An 18998-nucleotide genomic window follows, 5' to 3' on the forward strand; every position below is an offset into this window, starting at 1 on the left:
TTTCTGCTATATTAATATTTTTCTATCTCCATCTTTATATCATTCATTATATCAAAAATATTATTTTTTTGTTCGTATTTTGAATATATGGATACATAAAATTTGATTTTTGGTTCTGTTCCAGATGGCCTAATAGTTACTTCTGATTCATTTTCTAATAAAAATTTTATTGCATTTGTGGTATGTTTATATTTTGTCATATTATATACATTTCCTTTAATGTCAGTTTCTTTTAATGTTTTGTAATCTAACTTTTTAATTATATTAATATTTGCAAATTTTTTTAGGTTTTCTTTTCTAAATTTTGATATTAATTCTTCTCTTAAAAAATCTCCTTTAGTTCCTTTAAAACTTTTATTAATTACAAAGTCTTTATAGTATCCAAATTCTTTATACATTTCTTGAAGATAGTTTCCTATTGTTGTTTGATTTTCTTTTAGTTCAAACATTAAATAGCAAATTCCTTTTATTGCTGAGAATGCATCTTTGTCTCTTGTTGCATTTCCGATTAGGTATCCATGACTTTCTTCACATCCTAAAATAAATTTTTTGTTTGGCTCTTTTTTTTTTATCTCATCTATTAAGTTTCCTATCCACTTAAATCCTGTATATGTTCTAAATAATGTTGAATTATATTTTTTTGCTATCTTGTCTAGCATTGGTGTTGTTACAAAAGAAGTTATTACAAATGCGTTTTGTGGATTATCTTCTCTAGATAATAAGTAATTCATTAAAATACAAGAAATTTGATTCCCATTTAAAATTTTCCATTTTTCTTGAGTTTCATTAAAAGCTATTCCCATTCTATCAGCGTCTGGGTCAGTTGCAAATGCAATATCACAGTTCTTGTTCTTTGCAAGTTTGATTACTCTTGACATGGCAGACTGATCTTCGGGATTAGGGTATTTAATTGTAGGAAATTCTGGGTCGGGATTTATTTGACTAGGTTCAGTTATAAGTTCTACTTTGCTACCTTTAAAGAGTTTATTTATTATTGTTCCTCCTATTCCATGCAAAGGAGTATATGCTACTTTTAAAGTTATTTTTTTGCTTTTTTCATTAAAATCAGGAAATTCTTCATTTATTTTTTCTATATATTGCATATCAATTTCATCATTAATTTCAATTATTGTTTGTTTTTGATTTATGCTTGCTCTATTTGTAAGTATATTCATGATATTAGATGTTTGTTTAATTTTCAATGTTATTTGTATGTCATGAGGAGGAATTATTTGAGCGCCTCCTTTCCAATATACTTTGTATCCATTATATTCTTTTGTGTTGTGGCTTGATGTTATCATTATTCCAATATCGCACTCTAGTTTTCTAACTGTATATGATAATTGGGGTGTTGGTCTTGAATTTTTATATATATGAACTTTAAATTTATTTGCTGCAAAAATTTTAGCAGTGTCGTATGCAAATTCTTTTGAAAAATATCTTGAATCATAACTTATTACAACTTTAGGATTTTTTGTTATTTCAAGAATATAATTGGCAATCCCTTGACTTACTTTTTTAACGTTGTAGTTATTGATATAACATGTTCCAGCTCCAATAATATTTCTAATGCCAGCAGTTCCAAATTCTAAATCTTTGTGAAATCTATTGTAAATTTCCCTTTTGTTATTTTCTTTTAGTAATTTTTTTGCTTCGTCTTTAAAGTATTTGTTTTGTTCAAGTTGGATATATTGTTTTACTTTTTTTTCAAGTTGACTATTTTTCATATTATTTTTTTCTCTATTTTATCATTTAAAAATTTATAATTAAATTTTTAAATGATAAAATAAGGATGTAGAATTTATAGAAGTTAGTAATTATATTCAATTATGGTTTTTTACTTGAGGTTTTTATGCAATTTTGTTTAAAGTTTGATTATTCTCCTGCTGGTGATCAACCAAAAGCAATTAAAGAAATTAAGCAATCTATTTTACTTAATAATAAGTATCAAACTTTAAAGGGCGTTACAGGTAGTGGCAAAACTTTTACGATAGCTAATATTATTAGAGATTTAGATCGTCCTTCTTTGATCATTAGTCATAATAAAACGTTAGCAGCACAACTTTATAGAGAATTTAGAGATTTTTTTCCCAATAATGCAGTTGAATACTTTGTTTCCTATTATGATTATTATCAGCCAGAGTCTTATGTTCCTTCAAAAGATTTGTATATAGAAAAAGAAGCTACTATTAATGAAGAGATTGAGATAAAGCGAATAAGGACGATAACATCTCTTTCCAGAAGGCGAGATGTCATTGTTATTGCTACAGTTTCTTCAATTTATGCATTAGGTTCACCAGAATTTTTTAAGAATGCGGCTCATGCTTTTTTTGTAGGGCAAAAAATTTCTATTAAAGAGATATCAAAAATTTTTGTTGAGCTTCAGTATGAGCGGACGCTTATGAATCTTGAACATGATAAGTTTTCTATTAAGGGTGATATTATTGAAGTATGGCCTAGTAATGAACATGGTGATTTTGCATATAGAATTTATTTGGATTTTGATGAAATTGTTAGGATAACTAGGATTAGTCCACTTACAAAAAAGGTTTTAGGTTCTACTGATGGATTTACTCTTTTTGCTAAGTCTTACTTTGTTATTCCTTATGAAAATATATTGAATGCTCTTCCTAAAATATGTAATGATTTAGAAATACAATATCATTATTTAAAGAAAAATGATAAGCTTGTTGAGGCCGAAAGACTTAGGCAAAGAGTAGAATATGATCTTGAGCTTTTAAGAGAGACTGGATCGTGTCAAGGTATAGAAAATTATTCAAAATATTTTGATCAAAATGAAATGGGTAGGCCTTATTGTTTATTTGATTTTTTTCCTAAAGATTATTTACTATTTATTGATGAATCTCATGTTACTTTGCCTCAGTTTAGAGGTATGTATAATGGAGATTATTCAAGAAAATTAAACCTTGTAAACTTTGGATTTAGACTTCCATCAGCACTTGATAATAGACCACTTAAATATAATGAGTTTGAATCCTTAATTAATCAGGCTGTCTTTATTTCAGCAACTCCTGGTCTTGAAGAACATGAAAAAAGTAGTGTTATTGTTGAACAAATAATACGTCCCACAGGGCTTGTTGATCCAGAAATTATGCTTAGAATTTCAGATGGACAGATAGAAGATATTTATAGGGAAATTCAAAAAAGAATAGCTTTAGATGAAAAAGTTTTAATAACAACTTTAACTAAAAAAATGGCTGAGGACTTGACAGATTATTTATTAACTCTTGGCATAAAGGCTAGATATCTGCATTCAGAGCTTGATACTATTGAGAGAGTAGATATTATTACATCTCTTAGAAGATCAGAAATTCATGTTATTGTGGGTATTAACTTGTTAAGGGAAGGTTTAGATATTCCTGAAGTTTCTCTTGTTATTATATTAGATGCTGATAAAGTAGGATTTTTAAGATCTACTTCTTCTTTGATTCAAATGATTGGTAGGGCTGCTAGAAACTCAAATGGGTGTGTTATAATGTATTATGATCAAATAAGTTATGCAATGCAGGAAGCCATTGATGAAACTAATAGAAGGCGAAATATTCAAATTGAGTACAATAAAAAAAATAATATTATACCAAGAACGATTATTAAGAAAGTACAAAATATTTTAGACAAAGAATTAAAAACTGAAACAGTTAATTATGATATTGAAAAGATTAGTTCTGATAAAAAAATGTCTCAAAAAGATATTATTATGAAACTTAAGTCTAAACTTGAGGAGGCAGTTAATGATGAACGGTTTGAGGATGCTATTTTGATACGAGATAGAATAAGAGAGATTTTAAAATGATAAAATCTTGAAAATTTAGAGGAGTTTATATTTTTGAGAGAAAAAATTACTGTCAGAGGTGCAAAAGAGCATAATTTAAAAAATATTAATATTGATATTCCAAGGAATAGTTTGGTAGTTATATCTGGTAAGAGTGGTTCGGGCAAGTCTTCTTTGGCTTTTGATACAATTTTTGCAGAAGGTCAAAGAAGGTATATGGAATCTGTGTCATCTTATGCAAGGCAATTTTTGGGGGTAATGAAGAAACCCAACGTTGAGTACATAGGAGGACTCTCACCTGCTATTTCAATTGAGCAGAAAACAATAAGCAATAATCCAAGATCAACTGTTGGAACAATTACTGAAATTTATGATTATTATAGATTACTATTTGCAAAAATTGGTAAACCATATTGTCCAAAAGATGGGAGTTTAATAGAAAAGCAGTCTTTAGATAAAATGATTAATGCTATTTTAAGTTATCCCGAGGGTTCTAAGATTATATTGTTTGCTCCTATTGTGATGGGTGCAAAAGGTACGCATAAAAAAGAGCTTGAAAAGATATTAAGTCAGGGGTTTAGTAGAGTAAGAATAGATTCTCAAGATTATTTAATAGAAGATGCTGTTAATTTGAATTTGGATAAAAATAAGAAACATAATATTGAAGTTATAGTAGATAGGATAAAATTATGTAGTGCTATAAGAATTAGGCTTTCAGAATCTATTGAGACTGCTTTATTTATTTCTAATGGGTATCTGCGTGTAGAGGTTGAAAATGATTTAGAAAGGATAGACAAAATTTTTACAGAACATAATAGTTGTCCTTTGTGTGGATTTTCTCTGCCTGCAATCGAGCCAAGACTTTTTTCTTTTAATAGTCCATTTGGAGCTTGTAGTGAATGTTCTGGTCTTGGTATCACACTTGATTTTGATTTTGAAAAAATTTGTCCTAATGTAGAACTTTCTTTTAATGAAAATGCATTTGTGACTTTTAAAACCAGTTCATCTTGGGCTTTGGCGATTTTTAAAGGACTTGATAAGCATTATGGTTTTGGTTTAGATACTCCTGTGAAGGACATTCCAGAATCTATTCTTAGAAAAATTTTTTATGGAACCAATGAGAAAATAAATTTTGTATATCAATCTAAAGGAATAGCGGATGAAGAAATAGATGGTGTTGGTTTTAGTTATTCTAAGGAATTTGAGGGTCTTATGCCTCTTTTGAAGAAACGTTATCTTGCTACTGAATCTGATAGTGCTAGATTGTTTTATGAAAGTTTAATGTCTAGAAAGATTTGTAATTCTTGTAAGGGTAAGCGTTTAAGTCCTGGAACTTTGTCTGTTAAGTTATGTGGGAAAGATATTCAAGAACTTAGTAGTTTTTCTGTTATCGATTCTTGTTTGTTTTTTAAAAATATTGAGCTTGATGATTTTGATGCAAAGATTGCTAAGGAAATTGTAAAGGAAATTAAGAGCAGGCTTAAATTTTTAATTGATGTTGGACTTTCTTATTTGCATTTAGATAGGATGTCTGGAACCCTTTCAGGAGGAGAAGCTCAAAGAATTAGACTTGCTACTCAAATAGGTTCTGCCCTTGCTGGTGTTCTTTATATACTTGATGAACCTAGTATTGGATTACATCAAAGGGATAATGAAAAATTAATAAGTACTCTTGTTAATTTGAAAGAACTTGGCAATACAGTAATTGTTGTAGAGCATGATGAGCAAACTTTACGTACTGCAGATTATATTGTTGATGTTGGTCCTGGAGCTGGGATCTATGGGGGAGAGATAGTTGCTAAAGGAACTTTAGTTGATATTTTAAATAATGAAAATAGCTTAACTGGAAAGTATTTAAGTGGTCAGCTTAAGATAGAAGTTCCAAAAACAAGGCGTAAGATAGGGAGTTCGGAAATTTTGCTTTTAAGTGCCAATAAAAACAATTTAAAGAATATTAATGTTAGTATTCCTTTGGGAGTTTTTACTGTAATAACAGGAGTTTCTGGTAGTGGTAAGAGTACACTTCTTAATGAAGTATTATATCCTGCTCTTGATAGTAGGTTAAAATTAAACACAAATTATTGTGATGGGTTTGAGGATATCATTGGGTATGAACAAATTGATAAAATTATTCAGATAAATCAAAAGCCAATAGGTAAAACCCCAAGATCAAATCCTGCAACTTATGTTGGGTTTTTTACAGAAATTCGCGAACTGTTTTCTAGGCTTCCAGAATCTAGAGCAAGGGGATTTAAGGCCGGTAGATTTTCTTTTAATGTTAAAGGTGGGCGTTGTGAAAAATGTCAGGGGGATGGGCATTTAAATATTCAAATGCATTTTTTACCTGATATTTTTGTTCCTTGTGATTTGTGTAAGGGTAAAAAATTTAATGAGGAAACCTTAGAAATTAGATATAAAGGAAAAAATATTTATGATGTTTTAAAAATGAGTGTTATTGAGGCGAAAAATTTTTTTGAAAATATCCCAAAGATTAATCATTATTTAAATATTTTAGAAAAGGTGGGTCTTGGATATATTCAATTGGGGCAATCATCAATAACTCTTTCAGGAGGAGAGGCTCAACGGATCAAGTTGGCTTTTGAGCTTGGAAAAAAAAGTACAGGTAAAACTTTTTATATTATTGATGAACCAACAACAGGTTTACATTTTGATGATATAAATAGATTGTTGAAGGTATTGCAATTGCTTGTTCAACGTGGAAACACTGTGGTTTTGATAGAACATAATTTAGATGTGATTAAGCAGGCAGATTATATAATAGATTTAGGTCCTGAAGGTGGAGTGTCTGGAGGAAATATTGTTGTGTCTGGAACTCCTGAAGAGGTTTCAAAATGCAAAAGTTCCTATACAGGAATGTTCTTAAAAAATCTTTTGTAATATTATTTTTAATAAATATTTCTAATTATTCTGTTTTATTTGCTCAGAATGTCGATAATAAAAAGAGTTTGGATGATAGAAAAAATCTGACTTTGTTGCAAAAAGCCAATTTAAAAGAGCTTGAACTATCTAGTGATGAAGATTTGAGAAAATGGGCCTTAAAAGAAGGTATTCAAGAAAAAGATGTTTCTAAAATAAAAGCTTTACTATTGGAAAAATTTGGTATATCTCCTAATCTTTTTTCAAAAGATAAAAAAGATTTAGGCAGATATAAAATAATTATTGAAAGTACAGATAATCTTGAAAATTTTACTTATGAACTTACTGAAGACGAAAATATCATATTGAAAGGAAGAGTTAGGATTATTATTGAAGACATTAAAGAGAATAAAAAGCACAGTATTAAGGGTGATAAAATTCTTTTTAATAAGAAGACCAAGAAGCTTTTCTCTAGTGGTAATGTTGACTATAGTCTTGATTTAAATGTAAATGATAAGTTATATTTTTACGGCAGTGAATTATTTGTAGATTTTGATTCTCAGAATTTTCTTCTTAAAAATGGGATTGTTCAGAAGAAAATGCATAAGAATTTAATGGATCATATTGTTTCATTTGGTGGAAAAGTTTTAAAACGATTAGATAATGAGGTAAATATACTAGAAAGTGCTTTTATTACAACTAGTAAAGTTTTAGAACCTTATTATTCTATTAAAGCTTCTAAAATGTGGATTTTGCCATCTGGGGATTTGGGTTTTCTTAATGCCGTTTTTTATGTTGGCAAAGTACCTATATTTTACATTCCATTTTTTTTTAAGCCAGGTGATAGTTTATTCTTTAATCCATCTTTAGGATATTCCTCAAAAAAGGGTCTTACGCTTTTTAATACTGTGTATTTATTTGGAAAAAAATCTCTTGATCTTAATGAGCTTTCTTTTTTAGATTTTGATTTGAATGCAATATATAGTTCAGATAAAGAGCCTTATATTCGAAATGGTTACTTAACTTATTTCTTTGCAGAAGATGTTGTTTCTAAACTTAATAAAGACTATGTTAAATTTATTTTTGATATTTATTCTAATTTAGGATTTTATGTAGGTTTTGATTTTGATTTAGGCAATACTTTAAATTTTTTTAAAACTTTTGAAGGTAGTTTTGGAATAGGTTTAACAAGAACTCTATATCAAAATAGTTTATCTAATGTTTATAGGCCTTTTGAAAATAACAGCATTGAATATTCTCTTTTTAGTTTTGATAATATAAATAAGGGTGACATATTTGGATTTGAGGTGCCTTTTAGATATTTACTCAAATCTAAATCAGAATTTTTGATTCATGATGCTCTTTTTTCAGTTATTTTTGAACATTATTCAGATCCCTATGTCATTATTGATTTTAAAGATAGACTAGAGAGTGCTACATTTTTTTCTCTTTTGAGTCCTGCAAAAGAATTGTCAGAAACAAAACATTTTATAAATACATTCGATTGGAATTTGTCTTCTTTTTATAATCGAACTTTTAGTAATAATACTCTTATTGATTATAGATTAAATAATTTTGGCTTTACCTTTAAGTTGTCAGATTATGAAAATACCCTTGGCAAATTTCCTAAAAAAAATAAGGACCCAACTAGTAGATGGTTTTATTTAGAAAGAGTGTATGTTCCTTACATTGATTTAAACTTTCAAAAAGATCTTTATAATAGTAGTTGGACTTCTTCTTTTGACGATAATAAGGATAAAGAGATAATTATGGCTCCTAAAGTCGAAAATGTTAAACGTGATATTGTAAAGGAGGATGACAAAGATAAGGAGAATGTCAAAAAATTTAAAGAAGAAAAAGATACCGATCAGAATTTGTATTTATCTCCTGAGCCAATTGTATCTAATGATTTTGGAAAGCAAGATACTTTTTATTTGAGATTTGGAATTAATCCTTATTTGAAAAATAATATATTTTTTGATACCTCGAAGAGGTCCCCCCAGGATTTTAACTATAATGTAAAATCCTATTTATTTGATATTAAAAATAAAATGGATTTAAAATTTTATGCTGATTTTTATGATAAACTTGTTACTTTTGAAGATATTTTATACTTCAATACTATTGAATATAATCCTTTAGACAAAGATTATCATTTAATCGATAAAGATAAGAAGAGCGAATATTCAGTTATTAATAAGATTAGTTTAGATTTATTGCCCTTTATTATGTATCCTGCTTTTTCTAGGAGCAGTATTAAGTATGAAAACAAAGTGACACTTTATTCGTTTGATAAAAAGTATGATCAAAATTCTAAAATTTTAGATGGAAAGAGCAGTACTATTTTTTGGCAGAGTCCTGAAACTTTTTATCAAGAGCTTAGTATTGCCTTAAGTTATGATTATAGGTTTTTGACAACTAATCTTTCAGGAGTGCTGAAAAATACCTTTGAAAATATATATTTTTCTTCTGATTTTAAAGTCACTTTGGAGTTTCCTTATTTATTGCAAGAGGTAGGTCTTGGGATTAAATATGATAAAAAATTTAATGAAGAAAAGAATAAATTTTCTCTTAATAAAATGACTGTTAATTTGTCCTCTTTAAATTCAATTTCTACTGATAAAAATTTTAAGATGAATCCTGCCTTATATTATAAGATAGAACCAGGATATTTAGATTATTTAAAACTTGCTTTTTTAGTTGCTTATGATCCTTTAATTAATAGGATATCTGAACTTTCTTTTAAATTTAATTCTTATGATTTTGAATTTATATTTGCAATGAAAGATGATTTTGAGTATAAGTATGATAAATTGATTGGTGATTTTATAAAAGTAGGCAATACAACCAAGTTTATTCCATATTCTGTATCTACTAAGTATGAAAAAGATTTATATACGTTTAAATTTTTAGATGAAAGGTTTTCATTTGGGATAGGGACAGATGTTGGATGGAAAATGAATTTACAGAAATTTATAGATAATGAACTTTGGGCTGAGTTTATTATCAATTTTAAGTATGCTAAGTTTTTTGAATTGAATTTTTCTACTCGTTCTATTAATACAAAAACTTTTAGATACTTTAGTGGATATATGAATCAGGTTGGTCTTGAGACAATTAATATTTTTATGGACCTGTTTAAATCATTTAATTTCTTTAATGTTCAAGATAGAAAGGAATCATTGTTTAAAATTAAAAAAATTACTACAGGTTTTAAATTTAATTTTTATGATTGGCAATTTAGTGGAGAGTATAGTTTAAATCCAGATATTTTAAAAGATGCGAATGGTCAATATTCTTCTATTTGGAGGAACAATTTTTCAATTTATATTTCCTGGAACTTTTTTGAACCTGTTAATTCCTCATTTGAAAATAATTCAAATACCAATTATGAACTTTTAATTAATCAAAAATCTAAGAAATAATTTTGGTGTGATTTTTTGTTGCGGTAAAAATTTGTTGTGGTAAAAAAAATTTGGATATGATTTTAAGCTTAGATATAGTTTTAATGTGTTTAAAAATTCACTTTTTTTAATTTATTTAAAAAGAGGAGTTTTTATTTTAGAGGAAAACTGTTTAGGTAGAATATAAAGATGAAAAATTGATAGAATGAAAGATTTTAAATGGACAAAATTTGTTAATATTGAAAATATGATTAACTTTTGATATCCAAAGGAGTTAAAATTAAGCATGAAAAAATATTATGCATGTATATTAAAAAATAACAATGAAAAAATTATCTTTACATCTTGGGAGGAATGTAAAAATAAAATTAAAGGACAAGCAAACAAAATTAAAAGCTTTCAAACAAGAGGGGAAGCCGAGGATTGGTTATTAAGAGATGGAAAAACTACTTATATCTATCCAGCAGGAATATACTTTGATTCTGGAACCGGAAGAGGTAAAGGTATAGAAATTAGGGTTGTCAATGAAAAAGGGATGCCGATGCTTAATAAGATCATAGATCAAAGCTTAATCAATGATTACAATAATCATTATATCAAAAAGTTCGATGGAATTAGCAATAATTATGGTGAACTCTTCGGGCTATATGTTGCATTAAAAATATCATTAAAAGATGATGTAAAAAATATATTCGGAGATAGCAAACTAGTAATTGATTATTGGTCTAAGGGATTTTACAATAAAAACTTAAATAAAAATACTATCAAATTAATTGAAAATGTAATTAAATTAAGAAATATATTTGAAGAAAAAGGAGGGAAGGTCTTGTTAATATCAGGAAATAATAATATTGCGGATCTTGGCTTCCATAAAAGATAACTTATCAAAAAAACAAGTAATACACTTTTTATACTTCTTTCTATAACTAAAATATCAAAAATATTTATACTTTGCAATTAATTTGACAATGCATATAATTTGTGATGCTCAATAAATCAATAACTATTTAATATTTAACTAAAGACATAACAAAATATAATGACTTGATATATTGAGAAATTAAGTTCTATAAATTTTCATAATAGTTAATATCTATTTATTTTTTATAATTTTTAATTATATTTAGTTTATACTTTTTTATATTTATATTTTATAATAAATTAAGATTTTTTAATTTTTTTTATAAAATAGGAGTTTCTTATGCTATATTCAAAACCAATAAATGTATTTTCAGAGATAGGTCATTTAAAAAAAGTGTTGCTACATAGGCCAGGAGAAGAATTGGAAAACCTGACTCCTCCAATAATGAATAGATTGTTATTCGATGATATTCCTTATCTTGAGGTTGCAAAGCAAGAACACGATGTTTTTGCTAGTATTTTAGAAAATAGTGGAGTAGAAGTTATTTATATTACAGATTTAATTAGCGAAATTATGTCTAAGTATGATGATATAAAAGAACAATTTATATCTCAATTTATTTTTGAAGCGGGGATTAAAACTGAAGATAGGATTAAATCTTTGAAAGATTATTTTTATAATATGTCTATTAAAGATATGATTTCAAAGATGATAGCAGGGGTTACAAATAATGATCTTAAGAATTATAAGTCTGATTCTCTTAATTCTTTAGTGAATAGTAAATGCCCTTTAATTATTGAGCCTATGCCTAATATGCTCTTTACAAGAGATCCTTTTGCAAGTATTGGTAATGGTGTATCAATAAGTAGAATGAGCTCTAAAACAAGGCAAAGAGAGACAATATTTGCCGAATATATCTTTAAATATCATCCTGTTTATAGAGAAAATGTTCCTGTATGGTATACTAGAGATGAAGATACTTCATTAGAAGGTGGAGATGAGTTGATTTTGAGTCAGGATATTTTGGCTATTGGTGTTTCTGAAAGAACCGAAGCTGAGTCTGTTGAAAAAGTAGCTCGCAATATTTTTGAACAAAAAGCGTCTTTTAGTACTATTTTAGCTTTCCAAATTCCACAAAGTAGGGCTTATATGCATTTAGATACAGTTTTTACTCAAATAAGTTGTAATACTTTTACAAGTTTTTCAAGTGATGATATGAGATTTACAATTTATGCTTTGAGTTATGATTTAAATTCTGGAAGTATTAAAGTTAAAATTGAAAATGCTAAATTGGAGGATATTTTAGGATTCTATCTTGGATGTAAGGTTAATATGATAAAGTGTGCAGGAGGAGATTTGATACATGGAGCAAGAGAACAGTGGAATGATGGTGCTAACACTTTAGCAATATCACCTGGGGAAGTAATAGTTTATGATAGAAATCATGTAACTAATAAATTACTTGAAGAATTTGGAATTAAAGTTCATAGGATGCCTTCTAGCGAGCTTTCAAGAGGAAGAGGCGGTCCAAGGTGTATGGCAATGCCTTTAATAAGAGAGGATTTTTTTTAATTTTTAATGGGAGAAATATTTATGTGTAATTTACAAAATAGAGATTTTTTAAGGCTTTTAGATTTTAGTCAAAAAGATATTCGTTATTTACTTGATTTATCTCATCAATTAAAGAAGTCTAAATATTTAGGAATTGAAGAGCAAAAACTTAAGAGGAAAAATATAGTTATAATTTTTGAGAAGGATTCAACAAGAACAAGGTGTGCATTTGAAGTAGCTGCTTATGATCAAGGAGCTAATGTTACTTATTTAGGACCAACGGGTAATCAAATAGGCAATAAAGAATCTATAATTGATACTGCAAGAGTGCTAGAAAGAATGTATGATGCTATTGAATTTAGAGGGTTTTCTCAAAAAGCAGTTGAGGATTTGGCTCGATATTCTAATGTTCCAGTTTATAATGGATTAACAGATATTGCGCATCCAACACAAGTACTTGCTGATTTGATGACTATTGAAGAACATAAAGGTTGTTTAAATAATTTAAAGCTGGTTTTTTGTGGTGATGGCAGAAATAATATTGCTAATTCTTTAATGGAAGGATGTGCTATTATGGGAATGGATTTTAGAATATTTGCACCAAAGGAACTATTTCCAGATTCAGAATTAGTAGAAAAGACAAAATTGATAGCAAGTGAGAGTGGCGGTAGTATTGTTATTTCTAATTCTATTGAAGAAACAGTTAGAGATGCCGATATTGTTTATACTGATGTTTGGGTATCTATGGGAGAAACTAATTGGAATGAAAAAATAAAACTCTTAATGCCGTATCAAGTCAATCGTAAATTAATGAAATTAGTAAAAGAAGATGCAATATTTATGCATTGTTTACCAGCTTTTCATGATTTAAATACAGTAATTGGTAAGGAAATATTTAATAAGTATGGACTTGAAGGTATTGAGGTTACAGATGATGTTTTTAAAAGCGATCGTTCTGTTGTATTTGATGAATCTGAAAATAGATTACATACTATTAAGGCTATAATGGTTAGTACTTTGAGATAATTGTTTTTTTAAGATTAGATTAAAAAAAATAAAAAATATATTAGGAGAGACAAAATGATGCAAAAAAATAGAATGCCAAGTAGTTTTACGATAATATTTTTTTTGATAGTAGTTATGACTATATTAACTTATGTAATTCCTGCTGGTGAATTTTATAAGGAGACGAGAGAAGTAAATGGAAATTTACGAGAAATTGTTGTAGCTGGGACTTATCATACAGTAGAAAGGGTACCTAGGGGATTTTTAGATGCTATTTTTACTATTTTAACTGCAATGTCTAAAGGAATGGAACATGCTGTTGAGGTTATTGTGTTTGTTTTGATTGTTGGAGGAGCTTATGGAGTGATTTTAAGAACAGGAGCCATTGATGCAGGAATAAACTCATTAGTTAATAAGGTGGGAAATAAAGATAAAATTCTTGTACCATTGATGATGTTTATCTTTTCTATAGGAGGAACTGTTGTAGGGATGTATGAAGAAACGATTCCATTTTATCTTATTATTATTCCATTAATACTAGCTTTAGGTTATGATACGATTGTAGCTGTTTCAATTATTGGTTTAGGGGCTGGCATAGGAACTATGGCCTCTACTATTAATCCATTTTCTACTGGTATAGCATCATCCATAGCTGGTATAGACATAAAAGAGGGTTTTTATTTTCGTATTATTTTATATATAGTTTCTGTGTCTGTGGCTATACTGTATGTATTAGTATATGCGAGTAAAATAAAGAGTGAGCCTAATAGATCTATAGTGTATGCGCAAAAAGAAGAACATTATGATCTCTTTGTCAAAGATGGTAGAGAAGGGACTTGCATGCCTGAATTTACATTTAGAAGAAAGATGGTATTGGTATTGTATGGAATTATGATCCTATTTTTGATGTATAGTATTATGGAGCTTAAGTGGGGCATGAAAGAGATGGCAATGTTATATCTTGGTACGGCAATTTTGTCTACATTTATATGTAAGATTAGTGAATTACAAATGTGGGAATCGTTTGTGGAAGGAACTAAAGATATGATAACAGCGGCGCTTATTATAGGCATGGCTAGAGGTGTGATGATAGTAGCTGATGAAGGGATGATTACAGGAACTATGTTGGATGCAGCATCAAGATTTTTATATGGATTACCTAAAGGAATGTTTGTAGTGCTAAATCAGTTTGTGCAAATGTGTATAGGCTTTGTTGTTCCTTCATCATCTGGACATGCAAGTCTTACTATGTCAATAATGGCGCCATTGGCTGACTTTTTAGACATGCCAAGATCATCGGTTGTATTGGCTATGCAGACAGCATCAGGGCTAGTTAATTTATTAACACCAACAAGTGGAGTGATAATGGCTGTGTTAGGTATGGCAAGGATAAGTTATGGCAGTTGGTTTAAATTTGTATTTCCGATATTTATGATTGAATTTGTAATATGTGTTTTAGTGATAATGGCTAATGTTTATTTTTTATAAGTTAGGAGAACATTTTGTATGAGTAAAAAGGTTGTAGTAAGTCTTGGGGGAAATGCGTTAGAAGATGTAAGAGAAAAAGAGTCATTTTATCAGACATTGATAAAGTTAGAGTTTTGTGTGTGTAAGATAGTAGATTTAATAGAAAATAATTATGAAGTTATTATTAGTCATGGTAATGGTCCACAAATAGGAAGAATTTTGATGGATAATGAAATGTGTACAGAAACACCTTTGATACCGTTTGATGTATGTGTGGGTATGAGTCAAGGAATGATAGGATATTATATTGAGCAGGCTATAAGAAATGAGTTGTATAAGCGAAGAATTAAACGTGGAGTGGTAGTAATACTTACACAAGTATTGGTAGATCAAGAAGACAAGTGTTTTAAAAATCCTAGTAAGCCTATTGGACCATTGTATGATAAGAAAAGAGCGGGTGAGCTTGAAAAGAGTCAAGGATATATTTTAAAGGAAGATAATAGAAAGCGGGGGTATTATAGAAGAGTTGTGGCATCGCCAAAACCTATTAAGATTGTGGAAATAGAAGAAATAAAAGCATTAATTAATCAAGGTTTTATAGTTATCGCATGTGGAGGGGGAGGAATTCCTGTTATAATGGATGAAAAAGGTGTAATGAGAGGCATAAGTGGAGTAATTGATAAAGATTTTTCGTCGTCTAGATTAGGTCAAGATATAGACGCAGATAATTTGCTAATTGTTACTGCTGTCGAAAAAGTAGCGTTAAATTTTGGGAGAATAGATGAAATTTTAATTGATAAGATAAGTAGTTTTGAGTTAGAGAAATATATAGGAGAAGGACATTTTGAGTCAGGCTCTATGTTACCTAAAGTAGAAGCAAGTATTGAATTTGTAAGGTCTGGTGGCAATAGTAGTAGGGAGGGGTGTAAAAGAAAAGCAATTATTACTTCATTGAATAATATTATTGAGGGTATTAATGGAAAAGGAGGAACAATTATTATTTGATAAATAAATAATGTAAATGGGTGGTCTGGATAAATTGATGTATGTTTTATATCTGCTTTTGCATCAGATTCTGAAACAACATCATCTTTTTTAGCAAGGTTAGCATACTGTTCTTTTAATTTGTTGATTAACCATACACTTATATAAAAATTTTACAATAAATCTTGAAAGTTAAAATTCTTTTATATACCACTTTTTACCGCTAATAATGCTTGATGTGCCTTATCTAAAGCAGCAAAATCTTTCTCTACCTCTTCCAGATCAGATTTAAGACTATACATCTTTGATTTTACTTCCTCAAAAATATGTTCTGCTTTACTCAAATTAATTTCCGAACTTGACATATGATAAATTGAATGGATTAGCATTAGCTCTAAGGTTAGGGCTAATGGTTGTTTGATATGATACTAAACAAAGTTTTAAATATGGTTATTATTGTGTAGGTGTATATTAAATTTATTTTTTTTAATAAGAACGCGTTTTTATTATGGTATTTTTAGTTTTTAAATCTCATTTTAATGAGATATCCAGTCAATAATATATAGTTAATAAAAACTGTAAATAATTATTTAATAAAGAAAGTAGTCATTTAAAAATGAAAGATTTATTATTTTGTTTTTTTATGATAAATGTCTCTTAGAAAAGGAAATATATTATAAAAGTAAGAATAATAAATAAAAAAATATTTTTATAAAAGTTGTAATTTAGACAAAGTGATATACATTATTAATTAATCATCATTATTGTTAATGTAATGATGATTAATTAGAAGGAAGGAGAATATTTCTATGAGAAAAAATTTGTTTTTATATACACTATTGATGGTAGGGATGATGTCTTGTAATCTAGATTCTAAATTGTTGTTGGGGGGAGATAAAGAAAAAACCAAAGAAGAAGGAAATAAAGTACCTATTGGAAAAGATGAGAGAGAGCAATTAATATCTGCTCTTATATATGATGTTGATAATGTTAGGAAAATGGTAAGTCAAGATAAAGTTGAAGTTGAGGATATAAATCAATATGGTATGAAGGATGAAGTGTTTAAAGCAGTAATAAATACGCTTAATGGTAAGACATTAGAGCATGATAATAATAAGGAAGCAAGAAGATTGTTTTATTCTTCTTTGTTATATAATAAAGAGAGAATAAAAGATTTTGCAGAAATACTTAAGAAGATAGAATCAGATGAAACAAAGGGTACATGGATTAAAGATATAATAGATGCAGGAAGAGAACATCTTCAATCTAACTTTGAGAGAGTGGTTAATAAGTTAGCAGATAATAGAGATAAATTAGGTAAATTAAGTCTTGATGATTTAAGAGAAGTTAAATCAAAATTTGAAGAAATTCAAATACAAAGATTAGCATTTAGGAAAGCTGTAAATAGTCTTATAGCATCTTATAAAGCTAAGACAGGAGGGATTGATTCTGATAGTAAGAAATTAATAGCTCATGTTGATAAGGAATATAAAAATCTTATTAAAGTTAAAATTCCAGGAATGAAATCAGTATTTGATAGAATTGTAGTTATTCTAGATACAATTAAATAATTTCATAATTTTCAAAAAGGTAGACGATAAAAGAAGATTGGGCAGATTGTCTTATCTTCTTACTTTTTATTAAATATAATAATGATATTATTTTTATTTTTTATTAGCTGATAAAGAAGGTGTCTCAAAAAGAAGTGGAAAACATAACAGTAAAAGTAGTAGGTATTATTGCAAATATATAATATTTGCAATAATACCTACTGTAAATTCTAACTTGCAGAGGTTTTGTGACAGTACTTCTTTTTATTCAGTTTTTTCTTTAACGATAGTATCTTGAAATCAGATATTCATTTTCAATATCACGTCTTTTAAATTCATTATTCCATGTAGATCCAGGTTTATTAAATACTTTAAACAGATTTAAAAACTCTTGAGCACTTGCTCCTTTAGAAAAAAGAAAAGATATGTGTTTTTGAGTAATGCCATAAAGCACACTATTTCTCCTAGTCCATTGAATAATCAATCCAGCTGTCAAATCAATGATTTCTTTTCTAGTTAATTTATCTAGAATATTATCATCATTATTCGCCCATCTATAGATATAAATATGTGTCTTGGCAGACATCCATGCTATCGATTTCAATAAAGCCTGACAAACTTGTTTAGCTTCATTATGGTCGGACCATTCTTTTAATACCTTCCCCATTGCTTTTATCAACGGATAAATATAATTTTTATCATAATTAAGTGCAGAATATAATACTTGTTCAGACATACCTGTAAAATCAGTATAAATTTTAACCTTGTCGTGCAAGAATTGTTTTATAGATACTCCTGGATAATTTTCAGGATTAAATTTATGATTTTGAATAGAGCCTTCTTTTGAAGAATTAACTAATAAAATTTGATTTATGTCTTGTTTAAGCATTTGGATAGCTTTTTCTTTTGTATTATAATTTTCTTCTCCCGACCAATCAATTTTATACTCAACTGACATATTTATTTGTCTTATAAACTCATTTATAATTTCATTTTTATCAACTAAAAATTTATCGTTTGAATAAATATAACTTGGTTTGTTACAATCACTAAGTTGGTGGGTAGTGCATTGTTCAAAAAAAGTTTTACTCCATGCATCCAAGTCTAAATTATTATTATTTGATAAATTTAGTGATGGTGATTGAGGTGGTGGTAAAATTTTTTCATTACTTTCTATTGAAATAGAGCCTGTTCCTGTTTGAGATATTACATTAAGTTGATTTTCTGAATTACCATTATTATTTTCTACTGAAGATGTTACATTTCCTTTTTGTGTTACTACTTGTTGATTTGTTTTATTAATTTTATTAATTTCAAGTGTTCCTACAGGTTGTTGTCGTTTTGGTAGTATTTGTTCTGGTGATGTTATTATGTTACTATTGTTATTGCCTTTGGCTACTTCTAATGTTTGTTTTAATGAAGATTTAGGCAAAGCAATTAAAGATTTGTTATCTAAAGTGTTTTTAATCTTGGGTTTATCTTTGTTAATCTTATTATTATTACAA

Annotated in this window: 12 protein-coding genes; 9 read left to right on the forward strand and 3 right to left on the reverse strand. The window is 28.2% G+C overall.

The window, feature by feature from the left end:
- Positions 1–11 precede the first annotated feature (11 nt).
- Positions 12–1727 (reverse strand): phospho-sugar mutase, encoded by a 1716-nt coding sequence (locus tag K5563_RS04205; protein ID WP_221037711.1) that lies wholly within the window; start codon positions 1725–1727, stop codon positions 12–14.
- Between the two features lie 125 nt (positions 1728–1852).
- Here K5563_RS04205 and uvrB point away from each other — a divergent pair, with 125 nt between their 5' ends.
- The 8 genes from uvrB to arcC all read left to right on the forward strand — a co-directional run bounded on the left by uvrB (position 1853) and on the right by arcC (position 15964).
- On the forward strand, positions 1853–3814 hold the full coding sequence (uvrB, locus tag K5563_RS04210) for an excinuclease ABC subunit UvrB (protein WP_221037712.1): 1962 nt from the start codon (positions 1853–1855) through the stop codon (positions 3812–3814).
- Positions 3815–3847: 33 nt separating this feature from the next.
- A complete protein-coding gene (uvrA, locus tag K5563_RS04215) occupies positions 3848–6691 on the forward strand; it encodes an excinuclease ABC subunit UvrA (protein WP_221037713.1) in 2844 nt (947 codons plus the stop codon).
- On the forward strand, positions 6646–10095 hold the full coding sequence (locus K5563_RS04220) for an LPS-assembly protein LptD (RefSeq protein WP_221037714.1): 3450 nt from the start codon (positions 6646–6648) through the stop codon (positions 10093–10095). The genes uvrA and K5563_RS04220 overlap by 46 nt, the downstream gene beginning before the upstream one ends.
- Before the next feature lie 265 nt (positions 10096–10360).
- The gene (locus tag K5563_RS04225; protein WP_221037715.1) at positions 10361–10954 is read left to right on the forward strand and encodes a ribonuclease H family protein; all 594 of its coding nucleotides are present in this window, start codon (positions 10361–10363) and stop codon (positions 10952–10954) included.
- A gap of 321 nt (positions 10955–11275) precedes the next feature.
- Complete coding sequence (arcA, locus tag K5563_RS04230) at positions 11276–12508, forward strand: arginine deiminase (RefSeq protein ID WP_221037716.1); 1233 nt, start codon at positions 11276–11278, stop codon at positions 12506–12508.
- Positions 12509–12529: 21 nt separating this feature from the next.
- The gene (argF, locus tag K5563_RS04235) at positions 12530–13513 is read left to right on the forward strand and encodes an ornithine carbamoyltransferase (protein ID WP_221037717.1); all 984 of its coding nucleotides are present in this window, start codon (positions 12530–12532) and stop codon (positions 13511–13513) included.
- A gap of 54 nt (positions 13514–13567) precedes the next feature.
- Positions 13568–14980: a YfcC family protein gene (locus K5563_RS04240; protein ID WP_221037718.1), complete on the forward strand. Its 1413-nt coding sequence runs from the start codon at positions 13568–13570 to the stop codon at positions 14978–14980.
- An 18-nt stretch (positions 14981–14998) separates the two neighbouring features.
- Complete coding sequence (gene arcC / locus K5563_RS04245; protein WP_221037719.1) at positions 14999–15964, forward strand: carbamate kinase; 966 nt, start codon at positions 14999–15001, stop codon at positions 15962–15964.
- Between the two features lie 182 nt (positions 15965–16146).
- Here the strand turns inward: arcC and K5563_RS04250 are convergent, their stop codons facing one another.
- Complete coding sequence (locus K5563_RS04250) at positions 16147–16308, reverse strand: hypothetical protein (RefSeq protein ID WP_221037720.1); 162 nt, start codon at positions 16306–16308, stop codon at positions 16147–16149.
- A 444-nt stretch (positions 16309–16752) separates the two neighbouring features.
- On the opposite strand from K5563_RS04250, the gene K5563_RS04255 reads away from it, so the two are divergent.
- Positions 16753–17514 (forward strand): complement regulator-acquiring protein, encoded by a 762-nt coding sequence (locus K5563_RS04255; RefSeq protein WP_221037721.1) that lies wholly within the window; start codon positions 16753–16755, stop codon positions 17512–17514.
- 259 nt (positions 17515–17773) lie between these two features.
- Here K5563_RS04255 and K5563_RS04260 read toward each other — a convergent pair.
- The coding region (locus tag K5563_RS04260; RefSeq protein ID WP_221037722.1) for a hypothetical protein at positions 17774–18998 on the reverse strand (1225 nt) is incomplete at its 5' end.

Origin of the sequence: Borrelia sp. HM (genome assembly GCF_019669085.1) — a bacterium.
Lineage (GTDB): Bacteria > Spirochaetota > Spirochaetia > Borreliales > Borreliaceae > Borrelia.

Excerpts from the sequence above, each read along its gene's own strand:
- K5563_RS04255 (WP_221037721.1), top strand. The coding sequence starts at position 16,753 with ATGAGAAAAAATTTGTTTTTATATACACTATTGATGGTAGGGATGATG.
- K5563_RS04205 (WP_221037711.1), bottom strand. The coding sequence starts at position 1,727 with ATGAAAAATAGTCAACTTGAAAAAAAAGTAAAACAATATATCCAACTT.
- K5563_RS04250 (WP_221037720.1), bottom strand. The coding sequence starts at position 16,308 with ATGTCAAGTTCGGAAATTAATTTGAGTAAAGCAGAACATATTTTTGAG.
- uvrB (WP_221037712.1), top strand. The coding sequence starts at position 1,853 with ATGCAATTTTGTTTAAAGTTTGATTATTCTCCTGCTGGTGATCAACCA.
- arcA (WP_221037716.1), top strand. The coding sequence starts at position 11,276 with ATGCTATATTCAAAACCAATAAATGTATTTTCAGAGATAGGTCATTTA.
- arcC (WP_221037719.1), top strand. The coding sequence starts at position 14,999 with ATGAGTAAAAAGGTTGTAGTAAGTCTTGGGGGAAATGCGTTAGAAGAT.
- K5563_RS04240 (WP_221037718.1), top strand. The coding sequence starts at position 13,568 with ATGATGCAAAAAAATAGAATGCCAAGTAGTTTTACGATAATATTTTTT.
- K5563_RS04225 (WP_221037715.1), top strand. The coding sequence starts at position 10,361 with ATGAAAAAATATTATGCATGTATATTAAAAAATAACAATGAAAAAATT.
- K5563_RS04220 (WP_221037714.1), top strand. The coding sequence starts at position 6,646 with ATGCAAAAGTTCCTATACAGGAATGTTCTTAAAAAATCTTTTGTAATA.
- argF (WP_221037717.1), top strand. The coding sequence starts at position 12,530 with ATGTGTAATTTACAAAATAGAGATTTTTTAAGGCTTTTAGATTTTAGT.